Consider the following 18,117-nt stretch of genomic DNA (forward strand, 5'->3'; position numbering starts at 1 on the left):
CCGTGCGTGCGGGGACATTCGCGTCTGCTCGGCGGTCGGGCTAGACCGAAGCCTTGAGCTCGTCGACCTTGTTGGTCTGCTCCCACGGCAGCTCGACATCGGTACGGCCGAAGTGGCCGTAGGCCGCGGTCTGCGCGTAGATCGGGCGCAACAGGTCGAGGTCGCGGATGATCGCGCCGGGGCGCAGATCGAACACACTGCTGATGGCCTTCTCGATGCGGGCCGGGTCGACGGTCTCGCTGCCGAAGGTCTCGACGAACAGGCCGACCGGGGCCGCCTTGCCGATCGCATAGGCAACCTGGACCTCGACGCGCTCCGCCAGCCCGGCTGCGACCACGTTTTTTGCCACCCAGCGCATCGCGTACGCGGCCGAACGGTCCACCTTTGACGGATCCTTGCCGGAGAAGGCGCCGCCACCGTGGCGGGCCCAGCCGCCGTAGGTGTCGACGATGATCTTGCGACCGGTCAGGCCGGCGTCGCCCATCGGGCCGCCCAACACGAACTTGCCCGTCGGGTTGACCAGGAGGCGGTAGTCGGAGGTGTCGAGCGTCTCGTGGCCGAGGTCGGCGAGCACGGTGTTGACGACCTTCTCGCGGATGTCAGGTGTCAGCGTCGCCTCGAGGTCGATGCCGTCGGCGTGCTGAGTCGACAGCACCACGGTGTCCAACCGGACCGGTGTGCGGCCGTCGTACTGGATCGTGACCTGGGTCTTGCCGTCCGGGCGCAGGTAATCCAGCACGCCGTTCTTGCGCACCTCGGTGAGCCGGCGGGCCAGGCGGTGCGCCAGCGCGATCGGCAGCGGCATGAGCTCGGGGGTGTCGCTGATGGCGTAGCCGAACATCAGGCCCTGATCGCCGGCGCCCTGCAGGTCCAGCGGGTCGGCCTTGCCTTCGACCCGGGTCTCGTGTGCGGTGTCGACGCCCTGCGCGATGTCGGGCGACTGCGCGCCGATGGCGATGTTGACGCCGCAGGACGCGCCGTCGAAGCCCTTGGTGGACGAGTCGTAGCCGATCTCCAGGATGCGGTCTCGCACAATCTTGGGGATGTCGGCATAGGCGGAGGTCGTGACCTCGCCCGCGACGTGCACCTGACCGGTGGTGACCAGGGTCTCCACCGCGACCCGCGACTTGGGATCCTGCTCCAGCAGCGCGTCGAGCACAGAGTCGCTGATCGCGTCACAGATCTTGTCGGGGTGCCCTTCGGTTACCGACTCACTGGTAAACAGGCGACCTTTGCTCACGGTCCGCATCCTTCCGTCAAACCCGTACGAAGCCTACCAAACTATTTAGTCATGCGAAGTATATCCTCGCCCAGTTGCACCCAAGCGTGTGGGACGCAATCGCGCAAGCCTTACCCGCACCTTGATGTGATCACCGGATATCACCTGCCGTGGTTCTGCAGGAACGCCGCAATCGCATCCACGATACGGGTGGCCATGAGTGTCTTCGACCCGTGCTCGAGTGCTGCCTCGGACCCGTCGGCGCTCAGCAACCAACCGTCGTTGTGGTCCACTTCGAACGCGCGGTTCTCGCCCACCGCATTGACGACCAGTAGGTCGCAGCCCTTGCGCTTGAGCTTTGCGCGGGCGTGGAACAACACGTCGCCGTTGGCGTCGCCGGTCTCTGCCGCGAATCCGACGATCGCGCGCATGTTTGGCAATTCACCGTCGGCGCGGGCCCGGACCGCGGCGGCGAGCACGTCGTCGTTGCGAACGAGATCGATCGAGCTCGGCTCGGAGGCGCCCTTCTTGATCTTGGCGGTGGCGACGTGCGCAGGCCGGAAGTCGGCAACCGCGGCCGCCATCACCAGGATGTTGGCGTCGGGGGCATGCTTGGACACCGCGTCACGCAGTTGGGTCGCCGAGCCGATGTGCACGACGTCGACCCCGGCGGGATCGATCAGGCCCGCGGTGTTGCCGGCGATCAACGTCACATCGGCACCGCGCTGTGCGAGCACGCGAGCCATGGCATAGCCCTGCTTGCCGGAACTCCGATTGCCGATGAACCGCACAGGATCGATGGGTTCGCGCGTGCCGCCCGCGGTCACCAGCGCCTTCACCCCGGACAGGTCGTAGGGCAGCGCATCGCCGCGCTCGAGTAGCAAGCCGGCGAGCGTGGTGATCTCCTCGGCCTCCGGCAGCCGGCCCGCGCCACTGTCGGCACCGGTGAGCCGGCCAGAGGCAGGCTCGAGGACGACCGAGCCGCGACGGCGCAAGGTGGCGACGTTCTCACGGGTCGCCGGATGGAACCACATCTCGGTGTGCATGGCCGGGGCGAACAGCACCGGACATCGCGCCGTGAGCAGCGTGGCGGTCAGCAGATCGTCGGCCCGGCCCGCGACGGCGCGGGCCAACAGATCCGCGGTGGCGGGCGCCACCACGACGAGGTCGGCTTCCTGCCCGATCCGGACATGCGGAACCTCGTGCACATCGTCGAAGACCCCGGTGTGCACCGGGTGGCCCGAGAGAGCTTCGAACGTCGCGGCTCCGATGAAGCGCAACGCGGATTCGGTGGGGACGACGCGGACGGAGTGCCCGAGCTCGGTGAGTTGACGGACGACGGTGCACGCCTTGTAGGCGGCAATGCCGCCGGCCACGCCGACGACGATTCGCTTACGTGCGCTCACGAGCCGGCCCCGGCCTGGCTACTCGCCCTCGGTGTGCTCGAGCAGGTCCTCGTGGATCTCGCGCAGTGCGATCGACAGCGGCTTCTCCTGCAGGCCGGGTTCGACCAGCGGACCGACGTACTCGAGGATGCCGTCACCGAGCTGGTTGTAGTAATCGTTGATCTGGCGTGCTCGCTTGGCGGCGTAGATCACCAGCGCGTACTTGCTCGACGCGCGGTCCAGCAACTCGTCGATGGGCGGATTGGTGATGCCCAGCGGCGTGTCGTAGGCGCTGACACCGGACGAATCGATACCCAGGTCGTCCACAGCGGTCAGCTGCGTGTCGGCGTGCGGGGTGCTCACGAAAAAGTCTCCTGGCGGTTATGGCGAAAATGCGGGTGAACAGCGTGCTGGTGGCTCGCGGACCCGAAAATCTGGGACCCGGCGCAGTCAGTCATCTGCTGGCCACCAGCAAGGATACCAATTCGGCGCACGCCGAATCCAACTGACGGTTCACCACGACCTGGTCAAAGTCGGACTGGGCAGCCATCTCGGCCCTGGCGGTGTCCAGCCGCCTCGCCATCGCCTCGGGCGTCTCGGTGCCGCGCCCGGACAGTCGGCTGACCAGTTCATCCCAGCTCGGCGGCGCTAGGAAGACCGAAATCACCTCCGGCATCGCCTGCTTGACGGCCCTGGCGCCGGCGAGGTCGACCTCGATCAGCACCGGTCGGCCTGCGTTCGTCGCGTCCCGCACGGGCTGGGCGGGCGTTCCGGAGCGGTGCAGACCGCCGTGGATCTCCGCCCATTCGAGCAGTGCTCCGTCATCGATCAACTGTTGGAACCGTTCGGGCGAGACGAAGGTGTAATCAACACCGTCGATTTCTCCCGGCCGTGGGGCTCTCGTGGTGACCGAGACCGAGAAATACAGGTCGGGAAGCCGTTCCCGCAGGCAGCGGACCACGGTGGACTTCCCGACGGCAGAGGGACCGGACAACACCACGACAGGAGCCTTGGAGACAGGCTCGTTGGCCGCGCGATGTCCGGCCCCCCGGCCGGCGCTCAACCTCTGCGCCTTAGGACTGGTCGAACTTCTCCAGCAGGGCCTTGCGCTGACGGTCGCCGAGGCCACGCAGGCGGCGGGTCGGGGCGATTTCCAGCTCGGTCATGATCTCCTGAGCCTTGACCTTGCCGACCTTGGGCAGGGCCTCCAGCAGAGCGGAGACCTTCATCTTGCCCAAGACCTCGTCGGTCTCGGCGTCGGTGAGCACCTGCTTGAGGTTGGTGCCGCCGCGCTTGAGCCGATCCTTGAGCTCGGCTCGTGCTCGACGTGCGGCAGCAGCCTTCTCCAACGCTGCCGCGCGCTGTTCGTCGGTCAACTGGGGAAGGGCCACGGGTTCCTCCGTCTCCTGGCAGTTACTTCTTTGGCCATCACTTGTTTTGTTCGGCTGGAGTGCAAACCAGCCAGCGACGACGACCGTACCCACGCCAGCCGACGAAAGCTAACCCCACCCCCTGGTTACGGCGCTAAAAGCCCAGCGTGTAGTGCGCTCCGGCGCCCCGCCGAAATCGCGTCCGCCGAGCGAGCCGATGCGGCCGAATCAGCCCAAATTCTCGGATATCACTGCAGGTCAAGGGTTTTCGGGCGGGTCAGGTTCGGCCGCCGGCCGGACCGCCACCGCTTCGACCACCGGCAAGCCCCCGCCATCCGGCCGTCACGAGAAAATTTTCGCTGGTCACGGCGTGTCGGGCGTGTCGGAGGGTAACGAGCACGTCAAAAACAACCGGTCGTGGCGCCTAGCGGTCACCTAACCCACACAAAGGAAATACACAGGTGGGCTAAATAGCCTTCGCTCGGTCGGGTACCTCACCCGTTCGAAGGGAAGCTGGACATGAACATCAAGCGTCTGACCTGTGCGTCCGCCCTCATCGTCGCGCTCGGAACGGCCCCGTTGGCGCTCGGCGCCGGGGTGTCGTCAGCGCAACCCGGTCGGCCGTCGTGTGATTTCGGTAATTGTCAGGGACCGGGCGGTCCAGGTGGTCCTGGTGGCCCCGGCTGGCCGGGTGGACCTGGTGGCCCCGGCGGACCGGGTGGGCCAGGGCCTGGTGGGCCCGGTGGGCCGGGACCGGGTGGGCCGGGTGGTCCTGGTCCTGGTGGACCGGGTGGGCACTGGGACGCGCCCCCGCCTCCCCCGCCGAACCTGGCCTGGCGCGGCATCGACCAGGGCCGCTTCGATCACCAGCCGTTCAACTACAACGGCCACTGGGTCACCCCGATTTTCAACCCGGGGTTCAACAACTGGGGCTTCTGGCTCTTCGGGATCTGGATCCCGCTGTGACCGAAGGACTTTCACTCAACTGACGTCGCGCCGCACGTAGCGCCACGGCGATTCGCCGGCGGATTCACCGCCGTGGCGCTACGTACGGACATGGGTCGGGCCATACGATCTGAGCGTGGCCCGGACTCTGCGTGCCCTCGTCGTCATGGTGTTCGTCGGTCTGAGCGCGAACGTCGCGGCACCGGTGTGGGCATGTGGCTGCGGCGCCTACATCCCCGACAACGAGGGCGCGGCCGTCGTCGACGAGCGCGCGCTCATCACCTGGGACGGCACCACGCAGGACATCCTGATGTCGTTCAACGTGCGCGGTAGCTCGCAGAAGGCGGCGTGGGTGATGCCGGTGCCCACCGCGTCCCACGTCACCGCCGGGGATGGTGCGGTGTTCGAGGAGTTGTCCCGGCTGACGGCACCGCGCATCGAGTACCGCGACTCGTGGTGGCCGACGTTCGGCTGGCTGGGCGGTTTCGCTGCCGCCGAAGGCGCTGCCGAGCGAGCGCCCGCCGGGGCGGACGTCAGCGTGCTCGGCCAGCAGCGCATCGGCCCGTTCTCAATTACGCGGTTGGCCGCCGACGATCCCGCTGCGCTGGCGGACTGGCTGGCCGACAGCGGTTTTCCGCAACCGCCTGACCTCGCGCGGAATATCGCGCCGTACGTGGCCGACGGCTGGGAGGTCGTCGCGATCCAGCTGGTGCCCGACACCGCGGGAGCTCAGCTCACCGGAAACCTGCAGCCGCTTCGACTCTCGTTCGCGTCGGACAAGGTGGTGTACCCGATGCGGTTGTCGCGATCTGCGAAAGTACCGCAGGCCGTCGACCTCTACGTGATCGCCGCGCACCGCATGGATCCGGTGTCATACCCGGTGTCCGGTGCACAACCCACACTGGAGTTCGCCGGCCCCGTGGCCGCCGATTCGGTCGCGTACACGCTGAGGCCCTATCTGGAGTCGGGCACCTATCTGACCCGGTGGAGCAACGAGATCCGCCGGCCAGAATCCATCGACGGCGACTACGTGTTCGAACGCGCCGACTCCGACGTGGCTTACCAGAAGGTCATCCACGAATACCGCGACCACGGCGACATCACCGGGTTCTTCCTGCTGGCAGGCAGTGCGCTGGCTGCGATCGCGACGATCTTCGCCGTGCCGATCGTGTGGGTGCGGCGCGCCCGTCAGGCCAGATAGGCGACCGCGTCGCGCATGCGCTCGGCCGCGGCACGCAGGTCGGCGATCGAAGGACCTGCTCGCAGCACCTCACGCGACACCGCGGGCAGCAGCGTCTTCGCGCCACCGAGACCGCCAAGCGCGTCCGGCCTGCCGCCCTGGGCACCGACTCCCGGCACCAGGACCGGGCCGCCCAGCCTGCTGAGATCGGGTGGTTCGGTCACCGTCGCGCCGACGACGACTCCGACCGAGCCGACGGCCTGGCCCGCGGCTTGATTGGCCTCGGAAACCGCGTCGACGATCGACTGCGCGACCGTACGCGCCCCGGCGACCGCGCGCTGCACGCTCGCACCTTCGGGATTCGACGTGGCAGCCAGGACGAAAACTCCACGTCCGTGCTCGGCGGCGGTGTCCAGCAGCGGTTGCAGCGACCCGAATCCGAGGTATGGCGACGCGGTCACCGCGTCGGCCGCGAGCGGCGAATCACCGGCCCACGCCGCCGCATAGGCAGCCATCGTCGACCCGATGTCTCCCCGTTTGGCGTCGGCCAGCACCAGGACACCGGCCTCACGCAACGCCGCGATCGTGTGTTCGAGCACCGCGAAGCCGGCCGAACCGTAGGCCTCGAAGAACGCCACCTGCGGTTTGACGATCGCGAAGTCCGCGAACGCCGCCACGCAGATGTCGCAGAACGCGGCCAGGCCGGATGCGTCGGCCGTCAGGTCCCAGGCACGCAGTAGCTCCGGATGCGGGTCGATCCCCGGACACAACGGCCCGCGGACCGACACCGCGTCGGCCAACCGCTGCCCAAAACCGGCCATGGCTACCGGGATTCCAGCGCGCTGTGCAGTTCCTGCAGTGACATCACGCCGATGTCGCCGCGAATACCCGCCTCGATACCCTGCACCGCCGCGGAGGCACCCTGGACCGTGGTGACGCACGGGATGTTCATCGAGACTGCGGCCGAGCGGATTTCGTACCCGTCGACACGTGGCCCGGAGTTGCCGTACGGGGTGTTGATCACCATGTCGACCTCGCCGGCCCGGATCGCGTCCACTGCCGACGGACGCGCGTCGCCGTTACGGGGTTCTTCCGAGTGCTTGCGCACCTCGTCGCAGGGAATACCGTTGCGGCGCAGCATCTCGGCCGTCCCCTCGGTGGCCAGCACCCGGAATCCGAGGTCGGCCAGCCGCTTCACCGGGAACACCAGAGAACGTTTGTCGCGGTTGGCCACCGACACGAACACCGTCCCGTCGGCGGGCAACGATCCGTACGCCGCGGTCTGGCTCTTGGCGAAGGCCGTGCCGAAGTCGTGGTCGATACCCATCACCTCGCCGGTCGACTTCATCTCCGGCCCGAGCAGCGAATCGACCTGCGCGCCATCGGCTCTGCGGAACCGGTGGAACGGCAGCACCGCCTCCTTGACTGCCACCGGGGCATTGCGCGGAATGTGCGCGCCGTCGCCCGTCTCCGGCAGCAGACCTTCGTCGCGCAGCTGTGCGACGGTGGCGCCCAGCATCACCCGGGCGCAGGCCTTGGCCAACGGAACCGCAGTGGCCTTGGACACGAACGGCACCGTGCGGCTCGCCCGGGGATTGGCCTCCAGAACATAGAGCACGTCGTCCTTGAGCGCGTACTGGACGTTGAGCAACCCGACCACGCCGATGCCGTGCGCGATCGCCTCGGTGGCGCGGCGCACCGCTTCGATGTCGCTGCGGCCCAGCGTCACCGGCGGGAGCGCACACGCCGAATCACCCGAGTGGATACCCGCTTCCTCGATGTGCTCCATGATGCCGCCGATGTAGACCTCGGTTCCGTCGCACAGTGCGTCGACGTCGATCTCGATGGCGTCTTCCAGGAACCGGTCGACGAGCACGGGATGTTCCGGCGACAGTTGCGTGGCCCGGGTGATGTAGCCCTGCAGGGTCTGCTCGTCGTAGACGATCTCCATGCCGCGTCCGCCGAGCACGTACGACGGCCGCACGAGCACCGGGTAGCCGATGTCGGCGGCGATGCGGCGAGCCTGCTCGAAGCTCGTGGCGGTGCCGAACCGCGGCGCGGGCAGGCCGGCCGTGGTGAGCACCTCACCGAATGCGCCGCGGTCCTCGGCCAGGTCGATCGCCTTGGGGCTGGTGCCGACGATCGGAACACCGGCATCCTCAAGGCGTTTGGCCAGGCCGAGCGGAGTCTGTCCGCCGAGCTGCACGATGACGCCGACGACGCCAGGACCACCCTCGCCGGACACGGATTCGGCGTGATAGACCTCAAGCACGTCCTCGAACGTGAGTGGTTCGAAGTACAGCCGGTCCGCGGTGTCATAGTCGGTGGAGACCGTCTCGGGATTGCAGTTGACCATCACCGTCTCGAAACCGGCCTGACTCAACGTCGTCGCCGCATGCACGCAGCTGTAGTCGAATTCGATGCCCTGCCCGATGCGGTTCGGTCCCGAGCCGAGGATCAGCACCTTGGGTTTCTCGGCCTGCGGGGCCACCTCGGTCTCGGCCGCCGGGTCGAGTTCGTAGCTGCTGTAGTGGTACGGCGTCTTCGCGTCGAACTCCGCGGCGCACGTGTCGACGGTCTTGAACACCGGGTGGATACCGAGCCGTTGGCGCAGTGCGCGTACGCCGGACTCGCCGGCCAGTTCCGGTCGCAGGGCTGAGATCTGGCGGTCGGACAGGCCGCTGTGCTTGGCCCGGCGCAACAGCTCCTCGTCGAGCACCGGCGCGTCGATCAGCTCTGCGCGCAGCTCGACGAGTCCGGCGATCTGCTCGACGAACCAGGGGTCGACGCCGGAGGCTTCGGCGACCTGTTCGACGGATGCGCCGAGCCGCAGGGCGAGCTCGATGTCGTAGATCCGGCCGTCCATCGGCGTCCGCAGGTTGGTCAGCACCTCGTCGACCGAGAGGTCCGGGTCCGGGGCCGTCCAGAATCCGGCGCGGCTGGTCTCCAGCGACCGCATCACCTTGCCGAGCGCCTCGACGAAGTTGCGGCCCAGCGACATCGCCTCGCCGACCGACTTCATCGTCGTCGTCAGAGTGGCGTCGGCGCCGGGGAACTTCTCGAACGCGAACCGCGGCGCCTTGACCACGACGTAGTCGAGGGTCGGCTCGAAACAGGCAGGCGTTTCCTTGGTGATGTCGTTGAGGATCTCGTCGAGCGTGTAACCGATGGCCAGCTTCGCGGCGATCTTCGCGATCGGAAAGCCCGTTGCCTTGGAGGCCAGCGCCGAGGACCGCGACACACGCGGGTTCATCTCGATGACGATGAGCCGCCCGTCCTTCGGGTTGACCGCGAACTGAATGTTGCAGCCGCCGGTGTCGACGCCGACCTCGCGCAGGATCGCGATGCCGAGGTCGCGCATCTTCTGGTACTCGCGGTCGGTGAGCGTCATCGCCGGTGCCACGGTCACCGAATCGCCGGTGTGCACACCCATCGGGTCGAAGTTCTCGATCGAGCACACCACCACGACGTTGTCACGGCCGTCGCGCATGAGCTCGAGCTCGAATTCCTTCCAGCCGTAGATCGATTCCTCGATCAGCACGTTGGCGGACGGTGATGCGGCGAGCCCGTCGCCGGCCATCCGCTCGACGTCCTCAGCCGAGTACGCCATGCCCGAACCGAGCCCGCCCATCGTGAAGCTGGGCCGCACCACAACGGGCAGGCCGAGTTCCTCGACCGTGTCCCGAACCTCGTCCATCGTGAAACACACGCGGCTGCGGGCGGATTCACCGCCGACCTTCGCCACGATGTCCTTGAACTTCTGCCGGTCCTCGCCGCGCTGGATCGCCTCGAAGTCGGCGCCGATGAGTTCGACGTCGTAGCGCTCCAGCACACCGCCCTCATGCAGTGCAACTGCGGTGTTCAGCGCGGTCTGCCCGCCGAGTGTGGCGAGCACCGCGTCGATCTTGTTGCCACGCTCGGCCTGCTGGGCGATGACCTTCTCGACGAACGCGGCCGTGATGGGTTCGACATAGGTGTGATCGGCGAACTCGGGGTCGGTCATGATCGTCGCCGGGTTCGAGTTGACCAGGCTCACCTGAAGGCCCTCGGCACGCAGGACACGGCACGCCTGGGTGCCCGAGTAGTCGAACTCGCAGGCCTGGCCGATCACGATCGGGCCCGACCCGATGACCAGCACATGGTTGAGATCAGAGCGACGTGGCATTACTGGTTCCCCTCACCGCGAGCGAGCGTGTCTGCACACGACACGCCGCGAAAATCCGTACAAAAGTGGTCGCTCGCCGAGCAGATCATCACTTCTCCCCCGCCATGAGGTCGACGAACTGGTCGAACAGGTAGTTGGCATCGTGCGGGCCCGCCGCCGCCTCGGGGTGGTACTGCACCGAGAACGCCCGGCCGTTGGCCAGCCGGATACCTTCCACGACACCGTCGTTCGCGCAGGTGTGGCTCACCTCGGCAGCGCCGAACGGGGTGTCGAACGTCTCTCCGGCTTCGCCTTCCAGCGCGAAACCGTGGTTCTGCGCGGTGATCGCGACACGTCCGGTGATGTGGTCGATCACCGGGATGTTGATGCCGCGATGGCCGAACACCATCTTGTAGGTGGACCGGCCCAGCGCCCGGCCGAGGATCTGGTTGCCGAAACAGATGCCGAACAACGGGATCCCGGCGCCGAGCACCTCGCGCGTGACCTCGACGATGTGGTCGGCGGTCGCCGGATCGCCCGGCCCGTTCGACAGGAACACCCCGTCGGGCTTGAGGTCGGCGATCTGTTCGAAGGTCACCGACGAGGGCAGCACATGGCTGCGGATGCCACGGCGCGCGAAGTTGCGCGGGGTGTTGGTCTTGATGCCGAGGTCGACGGCCGCGACCGTGAAGCGTTGTGAGCCTTCAGGCTCCACCACGTAGGTGGCTTCGGTGCTGACCTCGCCTGCCAGATTCGCCCCGAGCATCGACGGTTGGCTGCGCACACGCTCCAGCAGTTCATCGGGTTCGGCCAGCGCGTCGCCGCTGAACACGCCCGCCTTCATCGACCCCCGGGTGCGCAGGTGGCGCACCACCGCCCTGGTGTCGATACCGGCGACACCCACGATGCCCTGCGCGACGAGCTCGTCGTCCAACGTGCCGTTGGCCCGCCAGTTCGACGCGCGTGGCGAAGGATCGCGGACCGCGTACCCCGCGACCCAGATCTTGTCGCCACGGCTTTCGCCGTCCTCGCGGTTCCAGCCGGTGTTACCGATCTGCGGCGCGGTCGCCACGACGATCTGGCCGTGGTAGCTCGGATCGGTCAGCGTTTCCTGGTAGCCCGACATACCGGTGGAGAACACCGCTTCGCCCAGCGTCTGGCCGATGGCGCCGAATGTGGTGCCGGAGAAGACGCGACCGTCCTCGAGCACCAAGACGGCCTGATTGCGCGTTGTCATGCTTTTTCCTCCAGCCAGCGGTCGATTTCGGCGCGGTTGTCCGCGCGGAAGCCGGTGTCGATTTCGGCGCCCGACGGCAATCGCCACCGGATCGCGAGAATGCCGTCATGGGTGAGCGCTTTGCCCGCGATGCCACGCTCGGTTCGGATCGCGGTGATGGACTCGGTCGGAATCCAGATCGGCCCGGCCCCACTGCGTTGCATCATGATGCCCTCGGGGTACCGCGTGAGCACCGCCTTGGCACGAAACCCCAGATCGCCCGCGGCGACCTTGTCGTTCCAGTGCGGCACCAGCGTGCTGCCCACGTAAAGGCCTTTGGTCGCCGCGACAGTCGCCTGCCCGACGGTGTCGGGCAGCGCGGGAAGGGTGCCGATGAGCTCGGCCTGCCGCTGGGCCCGGTGCAGCCAGCCGCGCATCATCTGCCGGATGAAAAACGCGATCAGCAGTGCGAGCACCGCAGCCATGACGAGTGAGGCGATCAGCGTGGGGGTGTTCACTGTTCACACTTCCCGTGACGCGCCGTGATCCGACCCCGCAACAACGTCGCGGTCACGGTGGCGGGCAACTCCATCGACTCGAACGGCGTGTTGTCGGAGCGGCTCGCCAATTCGGTGCCTGCCACGGTCCAGGTGGCGTCCGGATCGATCACCGTCAGGTTGGCCGGCTCCCCCACCTCCAGTGGCCTGCCCTGATCGGGCAGCCCGACGATGGCCGCAGGCGCCTCACTCATCACCTTGGCCACACCGCGCCAGTCGAGCAGGCCAGGACGGACCATCGTCTCCACCACGACCGACAACGCGGTCTGCAGGCCGAGCATGCCAGGGCGGGCCACGGAGAATTCACAGCACTTCTCGTGGTCGGCGTGCGGTGCGTGGTCGGTGGCCACGCAGTCGATGACGCCGCCGGCCAGTGCCTGGCGCAGCGCCTCGGCGTCGCTGGATTCCCGTAATGGCGGGTTGACGCGGTTGCGCCCGTCATAGCTCGCGAGCCGGGTGTCGTCCAGCAGCAGATGGTGCGGTGTCACCTCGGCGGTGATCGAAATTCCCTGCGCCTTGGCCCATTTCAGCAATTCGACGGTGCCTGCGGTGGATGCGTGGCAGATGTGCACGCGGGCCCCCGCGTCACGGGCCAGGATCGCGTCGCGGGCGACGATCGACTCCTCGGCAGAACGCGGCCAGCCCGCGAGGCCCAACTTGGCGGCGTTGGGGCCCTCGTGCGCTACCGCGCCGACAGTCAGCCGCGGCTCCTCGGCATGCTGGGCGATGAGCACTCCCAGCCCGGTGGCGTACTCCAGCGCCCGGCGCATCACCAGCGGATCGTCCACGCACACCCCGTCATCGGAGAACATCCGCACCTGGCCGACGCCTGCTGCCATCAGCCCCATCTCGGTGAGCTGCTTGCCCTCAAGCCCCACGGTCACCGCACCAACGGGGTGCACGTCGACGAGGCCGACCTGTTGGCCGCGATTCCACACATGGTCGGTGACGACGGCGGAGTCGGCGACCGGATCGGTGTTGGCCATCGCGAACACGGCGGTGTATCCACCCAATGCCGCTGCTGCAGAGCCGGTTTCGATATCCTCGGCGTATTCGCGGCCAGGCTCGCGCAGATGGGTGTGCAGGTCGACGAACCCGGGCAACAGCACGTGTCCGGTGGCGTCGATGACCTCGGCCGCGTCCGGGATCGCCAGTCCGGCACCGATTTCGGCGATCTGACCGTCGTCGACCAACACGTCGACGGGCTTGCCTTCGCCGTAGAGCCGCACCCCGCGGATGAGAACCGTGTTACGTCTGCTCTGCGCGGTCGTCATGCGCTGATCGCCTCCCGGTCTGCGCCGACCAGCAGATGGAACAGCACCGCCATCCGCACGTGGACGCCATTCGAAACCTGTTGCAGTACCGCTGATTGCGATGAGTCGGCCACCGGATAGGCGATCTCCATCCCGCGCAGCATCGGGCCGGGGTGCAGTACCACCGCACGGTCCGGCAGCATGGCCTGCCGCTTCTCGGACAGCCCGTAACGAACCGAGTACTCGCGCGCCGACGGGAAGAACGCGCCGTTCATCCGTTCGGCCTGTACGCGCAGCATCAACACCGCGTCGGCGGCGGGCAGTTCGGCATCGAGGTCGTAGGACACCGAGACCGGCCAGTCGGCGACGCCCGTCGGCAACAGTGTGGGCGGCGCGACCAGCACCACTTCGGCCCCCAGGGTGGCCAACAGCGACACATTCGACCGCGCCACGCGGCTGTGCAGGACATCGCCCACGATCACGACGCGCTTGCCCTCGACGGTGCCGAGCCGCTGGCGGATCGTCAACGCGTCGAGCAGAGCCTGGGTCGGGTGCTCATGTGTGCCGTCACCCGCGTTGATCACGCTGGGGCCGCCGCCGTCGTCCTCAACAGTCCACTCGGCGAGCTGCTGCGCGGCACCCGAGGCCGGGTGGCGGATGATGAGCGCGTCGGCACCGGCCGCCCGCAGTGTCAGCGCGGTGTCGCGCAGTGATTCGCCCTTGGCCACCGACGATCCCGAGGCGCTGACGTTGATCACGTCCGCGCTCATCCACTTGCCCGCGACCTCGAACGACACCCGGGTGCGCGTCGAGTTCTCGTAGAACATCGTGATGATCGTGCGGCCGCGCAGCGTGGGTAGCTTCTTGACCTCACGGCCAAGCAGCGCCTCGCGGAAACGGTCGGCGTCGTCGAGGATCGCGGTAGCGTCGTCGCGGGAGAGATCCGCGGCTGACAACAAATGCCGAGCACTCACTTGGATATCACCACCCCATCACGGTCGTCATGCTCGGACAGCAGCACGTGGACGCTCTCACTACGGGAGGTCGGCACGTTCTTGCCGACGTAGTCGGCGCGGATGGGCAGCTCGCGGTGGCCGCGATCGACGAGTACGGCCAGCTGAACGCTGCGCGGCCGGCCGATGTCGCGCAAGGCGTCGAGCGCCGAGCGCACCGACCGACCCGAGTAGAGGACATCGTCGACGAGGATGACCACGGCGTCGTCGATGCCGCCGGCCGGGATGGAGGTCGACGCGAGCGGACGCGGCGGTTTGAAGTTGAGGTCGTCGCGGTAGAGCGTGATGTCGAGCGCGCCGTGCGGCAGTTCGACACCGGCGAACTCGTTGATCTTGTCGGCCAGCCGCGTGGCGAGGATCACGCCGCGGGTCGGGATGCCCAGCAACACCACGCGCGCCCGCTCCGCGGGATCGTCCAGCGCGGTCTTCTCGATGATCTGATGGGCGATGCGGGAAATTGTCCGGCCGACGTCCGCCGCGGACAGCAATTCCCGGTCGGTACCTGAAGAGCCCATGGTGAGACCCTGACCTCCTTCTCCGCCTCTCTGGACGGATCGTTAAAGGACGTCGAACTGCCGGGCAGCTTAACAGAGCGCGACTATCCTGACGAAAATGACATCCCCCGGTTCCCCGTTCGACTTCGATGCGCTGTACCGCGGCGAAAGCCCCGCCGAAGGTGTGCCGCCGATCACCACGCCGCCCTGGGATACCAAGGCGCCGAAAGAAAATGTCGTCGCCTGGGCCGAGGCCGGCCTCGTGCACGGTCATGTGCTCGACATCGGCTGCGGTCTTGGTGACAATGCGATCTATCTCGCGCAGCAGGGTCACCGGGTGACCGCACTCGACATCTCCCCGACGGCGCTGATCACCGCCGAGCGCCGCGCGTCCGACGCGGGCGTGCAGATCACGTTCGCGGTGTCCGACGCCACGCGCCTCGACGGGTACGACGACGTGTTCGACACCGTGATCGACAGCGGGATGTATCACTGCCTCGACGACGACGGGAAGCGCAATTACGCGGCCGCCGTGCACCGGGCCACCCGGCCGGGTGCGACATTGCTGCTCGGCGCGTTCTCCGACGCCAACCTGCAGCAGCCGGACTGGGAGGCGCCGGCCGTGTCCGAGGAAACGCTGCGCACGACGCTCGGCGACGCCGGCTGGGACATCACCTCACTCTCGAGCGAGGTGACAACGCTGCCGCACATCGATGCGCAGGCCACATTCTGGCTCCTGCAGGCGCAGCGCCGCTGATCAGGCCATCTCGAACCCGTGGTAGCCGGCAACGGCAACGCCGTCGCCGATCTGCTTGTACACCCCGACGCCGCCGACGAACGGCAGGAACACCCGTCGTTTGCCCGGCACGTTGGCGCCCATGTACCAGGACGCCGCCTGCGGTAGCAGGGTGAGATCGGCGGTGTCGTTGGTGATGTTGACCCAGTTGTCCTCGGCGGCGGGGTCGGGTTCCATCCGGTTGAGTCCGTGGTCGCGCAGGTGCACCAAGGCTGCACTGATCCAGTCGACGTGGTACTCGATCGAGGTCAGCATGTTGGACAGCACCGACGGACTCTGCGGCCCGGTGACGGTGAACAGATTCGGGAAACCTGCCGACATCAACCCCAGATAGGTCCGGGGTCCGTCGGCCCACTTGTCGCGCAGCGTGCGGGTGGTGCCGTCACCGTCGACCGCGCGGATGTCGATCGCGTTCAGCGCGCCGGTCATGGCGTCGAAGCCGGTGGCGAGAACGATCACGTCGAACTCGTGCTCGGTGTTGCCCGCGAGAATGCCCCGCTCGGTGATCCGGCGTAGGGGTTCCTCGTTGAGGTCGACCAGCGTCACGTTGTCCTGGTTGTAGACCTCGTAATAGCCGGTGTCGACGCACAGCCGCTTCGCCGCGATCGGGTAGTCACGCGGCGTGAGCTTCTCGGCGAGCTCGGGATCGGCGACCTTCTGCCGGATCCGGCCGCGCACGTATTCGGCGGCCGTCTCGTTGGCCGCGGGGTCCAGCAGCAGGTCGTAGAACGACTGCTGGAAACACAGTCCTCCGTCGTCCCAACGGCGGTGAAGCTCGCCATGCGCGGCGTCGCTGTCGAGGTCACCGAAGAACGGGGGCAGCCCGGCACCGTCACCACACTGCGCGCCGCCCCGCGAAAGCCGGCTGACTTCCCGGAACTCGGGATAGCGCTGTTTGACGTCGGCGAGCTCGTCGGCGATCGGGCGGTTCTGCGCCGGGACGGCGTACGGCGGTGTCCGCTGGAATACGGTCAGCGCTCCGACCACCGGGGCGATAGCGGTGATCGTCTGCACCCCAGAGGATCCCGTGCCCACGACGCCGACACGCTTGCCTGCGAGATCGACTCCGTCCTCGGGCCAGTCCCAGGTCCAATAGATGTTGCCGGCGAAATCGCCCTGTCCGTCGAAGGACGGCACCAGCGGTTTCGACAGACATCCGGTCGCCGCGACAACGAATGTCGCGGTGATGTGCGCGCCGCTGTCCGTCGTCACCGTCCACTCGTTATTCGTGTCGTTGAATTCCATTGCGACGACACGGGTGTCGAAGGTGATGTCGCGGCGCAGGCCGTAGCGGTCGGCAACGTGTTTGGCGTAGGACAGCAACTCGGGCTGGGCCGCGTAGCGTTCGGTCCAGTTCCACGACTGCTGCAGTTCGGGGTCGAACGAGTATGAGTACTCGATCGATTCGATGTCACAACGCGCTCCCGGATAACGGTTCCAGTACCAGGTACCGCCCACCTCCGGCCCGGCCTCGACGATGTGCGCATCGAAGCCGAGGTCGCGCAACTTGTAGAGCTGATACAGGCCGGCGAATCCGGCGCCGATGATGATCACGTCCCGGTCGGCCACCGCTCACACCGCCTTTCCGCTGGTAACCGGGCGGCGCGCGGTGATGAACGTCGCGATGTGATCGGCGACGAGCGCGATTCCGGTCTGGTAGCCCGGCAGGATGTTGGCCATCTGGAAGTACCCGTGCATCTGGCCGGCGGCCTCTTCGAGGGTCACCGCGACCCCGGCTTGCGCGAGTGCCGTCGCGTAGGCGACGCCGTCGTCGTGTAGTGGGTCGTACTCGGCGACATAGATGAGTGCCGGTGGCAGGCCGGCGAGGCTGGCCGCCCGCAAGGGCGACGCGTCCGGGCTCGTACGTGCCGTCTCGTCGGGAAGGTAGTGCCCCCAGAACCAGACCATCGTGTCGCGGCTGAGGAGCAGCTGATTCTCCGGCGCGTGATACGACGGCCGGTTCAGGTCACAGTCGGTGACTGGATACACCAGTGCCTGGTAGTCGATGCGCGGCCCGTGCCGGTCACGCGCCCACAACGTCATCACCGCGGCGATATTTCCGCCTGCGCTGTCCCCGGCCACGATCAGCGGCGCACCTGCGGGCGCGAACTCCGCCGAATGCTCTGCGGCCCAAGACAACCCGATCCAACTGTCCTTGATCGCGGTCGGGAACCGGTGCTCGGGCGCCTTGCGGTAGTTCACCAGCACCACTGTCGAGCGGGTGCGGTTCGCGAGGTCGCGGGCAAGGTGGTCGTACTGCAGGTCGATGTCGCCGATGACCCAGCCGCCACCGTGGAAATACACGATCACCGAGCGGGACTCGCCCTCGGGGACGAGAACCCGGACCCGGAACTTCCCGCCGTCCTCACCTTCGAGTTTCAGGTTTCGCACCGCCGCCACCTCGGGTCCGCGTCCGCTCATGCCAGCGAAGATCGGTCCCGCCATCCGGGCCATCGCGGGCGTGCCCTCGTGCATCGGGGGGTCTCGTGTCTCGGCCAGTTGGGTCAGCAGTGCCTGCGTCACAGGTTCAAGGGGCATCCGTGTT

Annotated in this window: 17 protein-coding genes; 3 read left to right on the forward strand and 14 right to left on the reverse strand. The window is 67.4% G+C overall.

Going from position 1 to position 18,117, the window contains the following annotated elements:
* Window positions 1–40 precede the first annotated feature (40 nt).
* From metK to mihF, 5 genes are all read right to left on the reverse strand, one after another.
* Window positions 41–1,240 carry a methionine adenosyltransferase gene (gene metK / locus ACRCUN_RS27570; protein WP_462144806.1) on the reverse strand — a complete coding sequence of 400 codons (1,200 nt, stop codon included), beginning with the start codon at window positions 1,238–1,240 and terminating at the stop codon, window positions 41–43.
* A 140-nt stretch (window positions 1,241–1,380) separates the two neighbouring features.
* Window positions 1,381–2,625, reverse strand: coding sequence for a bifunctional phosphopantothenoylcysteine decarboxylase/phosphopantothenate--cysteine ligase CoaBC (gene coaBC / locus ACRCUN_RS27575; RefSeq protein ID WP_462144807.1), 1,245 nt, complete (start codon window positions 2,623–2,625; stop codon window positions 1,381–1,383).
* Between the two features lie 18 nt (window positions 2,626–2,643).
* A complete protein-coding gene (rpoZ, locus tag ACRCUN_RS27580; RefSeq protein ID WP_267312655.1) occupies window positions 2,644–2,940 on the reverse strand; it encodes a DNA-directed RNA polymerase subunit omega in 297 nt (98 codons plus the stop codon).
* A 118-nt stretch (window positions 2,941–3,058) separates the two neighbouring features.
* A complete protein-coding gene (gmk, locus tag ACRCUN_RS27585) occupies window positions 3,059–3,667 on the reverse strand; it encodes a guanylate kinase (protein WP_462144808.1) in 609 nt (202 codons plus the stop codon).
* Between the two features lie 10 nt (window positions 3,668–3,677).
* Window positions 3,678–3,995: an integration host factor, actinobacterial type gene (gene mihF / locus ACRCUN_RS27590; RefSeq protein ID WP_003894434.1), complete on the reverse strand. Its 318-nt coding sequence runs from the start codon at window positions 3,993–3,995 to the stop codon at window positions 3,678–3,680.
* A 498-nt stretch (window positions 3,996–4,493) separates the two neighbouring features.
* Here mihF and ACRCUN_RS27595 point away from each other — a divergent pair, with 498 nt between their 5' ends.
* On the forward strand, window positions 4,494–4,940 hold the full coding sequence (locus ACRCUN_RS27595; protein ID WP_462144809.1) for a hypothetical protein: 447 nt from the start codon (window positions 4,494–4,496) through the stop codon (window positions 4,938–4,940).
* 115 nt (window positions 4,941–5,055) lie between these two features.
* Window positions 5,056–6,120: a DUF2330 domain-containing protein gene (locus ACRCUN_RS27600; RefSeq protein WP_462144810.1), complete on the forward strand. Its 1,065-nt coding sequence runs from the start codon at window positions 5,056–5,058 to the stop codon at window positions 6,118–6,120.
* On the opposite strand, the gene pyrF is transcribed toward ACRCUN_RS27600, so the two are convergent.
* From pyrF to pyrR, 7 genes are all read right to left on the reverse strand, one after another.
* A complete protein-coding gene (pyrF, locus tag ACRCUN_RS27605; protein ID WP_462144811.1) occupies window positions 6,108–6,920 on the reverse strand; it encodes an orotidine-5'-phosphate decarboxylase in 813 nt (270 codons plus the stop codon). The genes ACRCUN_RS27600 and pyrF overlap by 13 nt on opposite strands.
* Before the next feature lie 2 nt (window positions 6,921–6,922).
* Window positions 6,923–10,264, reverse strand: a complete 3,342-nt coding sequence (carB, locus tag ACRCUN_RS27610) for a carbamoyl-phosphate synthase large subunit (protein ID WP_462144812.1) — start codon at window positions 10,262–10,264, stop codon at window positions 6,923–6,925.
* Between the two features lie 88 nt (window positions 10,265–10,352).
* Window positions 10,353–11,480 (reverse strand): glutamine-hydrolyzing carbamoyl-phosphate synthase small subunit, encoded by a 1,128-nt coding sequence (gene carA / locus ACRCUN_RS27615; protein ID WP_462144813.1) that lies wholly within the window; start codon window positions 11,478–11,480, stop codon window positions 10,353–10,355.
* Window positions 11,477–11,977 (reverse strand): PH-like domain-containing protein, encoded by a 501-nt coding sequence (locus tag ACRCUN_RS27620; protein ID WP_462144814.1) that lies wholly within the window; start codon window positions 11,975–11,977, stop codon window positions 11,477–11,479. Before ACRCUN_RS27620 ends, carA begins: the two co-directional genes overlap by 4 nt.
* Window positions 11,974–13,290 carry a dihydroorotase gene (locus ACRCUN_RS27625; protein ID WP_462144815.1) on the reverse strand — a complete coding sequence of 439 codons (1,317 nt, stop codon included), beginning with the start codon at window positions 13,288–13,290 and terminating at the stop codon, window positions 11,974–11,976. The genes ACRCUN_RS27620 and ACRCUN_RS27625 overlap by 4 nt, the downstream gene beginning before the upstream one ends.
* Complete coding sequence (locus ACRCUN_RS27630; protein ID WP_462144816.1) at window positions 13,287–14,243, reverse strand: aspartate carbamoyltransferase catalytic subunit; 957 nt, start codon at window positions 14,241–14,243, stop codon at window positions 13,287–13,289. The genes ACRCUN_RS27625 and ACRCUN_RS27630 overlap by 4 nt, the downstream gene beginning before the upstream one ends.
* Window positions 14,240–14,797: a bifunctional pyr operon transcriptional regulator/uracil phosphoribosyltransferase PyrR gene (pyrR, locus tag ACRCUN_RS27635; RefSeq protein WP_462144817.1), complete on the reverse strand. Its 558-nt coding sequence runs from the start codon at window positions 14,795–14,797 to the stop codon at window positions 14,240–14,242. The genes ACRCUN_RS27630 and pyrR overlap by 4 nt, the downstream gene beginning before the upstream one ends.
* A gap of 97 nt (window positions 14,798–14,894) precedes the next feature.
* Here pyrR and ACRCUN_RS27640 point away from each other — a divergent pair, with 97 nt between their 5' ends.
* The gene (locus ACRCUN_RS27640; protein ID WP_462144818.1) at window positions 14,895–15,533 is read left to right on the forward strand and encodes a class I SAM-dependent methyltransferase; all 639 of its coding nucleotides are present in this window, start codon (window positions 14,895–14,897) and stop codon (window positions 15,531–15,533) included.
* Here the strand turns inward: ACRCUN_RS27640 and ACRCUN_RS27645 are convergent, their stop codons facing one another.
* Together ACRCUN_RS27645 and ACRCUN_RS27650 are read right to left on the reverse strand one after the other, a co-directional pair.
* Window positions 15,534–17,141 carry a flavin-containing monooxygenase gene (locus ACRCUN_RS27645; protein WP_462144819.1) on the reverse strand — a complete coding sequence of 536 codons (1,608 nt, stop codon included), beginning with the start codon at window positions 17,139–17,141 and terminating at the stop codon, window positions 15,534–15,536.
* Between the two features lie 3 nt (window positions 17,142–17,144).
* Window positions 17,145–18,110 (reverse strand): alpha/beta hydrolase, encoded by a 966-nt coding sequence (locus ACRCUN_RS27650; RefSeq protein ID WP_462144820.1) that lies wholly within the window; start codon window positions 18,108–18,110, stop codon window positions 17,145–17,147.
* Window positions 18,111–18,117: the final 7 nt, after the last annotated feature.

The sequence above is a fragment of the Mycobacterium venezuelense genome, from assembly GCF_054919535.1.

Bases quoted from the DNA above. Each gene is read 5' to 3' on its own strand.
- carA (WP_462144813.1), bottom strand. From the start codon at position 11,480: ATGACAACGCGCAATCAGGCCGTCTTGGTGCTCGAGGACGGTCGCGTC.
- ACRCUN_RS27625 (WP_462144815.1), bottom strand. From the start codon at position 13,290: ATGACGACCGCGCAGAGCAGACGTAACACGGTTCTCATCCGCGGGGTG.
- carB (WP_462144812.1), bottom strand. From the start codon at position 10,264: ATGCCACGTCGCTCTGATCTCAACCATGTGCTGGTCATCGGGTCGGGC.
- pyrF (WP_462144811.1), bottom strand. From the start codon at position 6,920: ATGGCCGGTTTTGGGCAGCGGTTGGCCGACGCGGTGTCGGTCCGCGGG.
- ACRCUN_RS27650 (WP_462144820.1), bottom strand. From the start codon at position 18,110: ATGCCCCTTGAACCTGTGACGCAGGCACTGCTGACCCAACTGGCCGAG.
- ACRCUN_RS27640 (WP_462144818.1), top strand. From the start codon at position 14,895: ATGACATCCCCCGGTTCCCCGTTCGACTTCGATGCGCTGTACCGCGGC.
- pyrR (WP_462144817.1), bottom strand. From the start codon at position 14,797: ATGGGCTCTTCAGGTACCGACCGGGAATTGCTGTCCGCGGCGGACGTC.
- ACRCUN_RS27595 (WP_462144809.1), top strand. From the start codon at position 4,494: ATGAACATCAAGCGTCTGACCTGTGCGTCCGCCCTCATCGTCGCGCTC.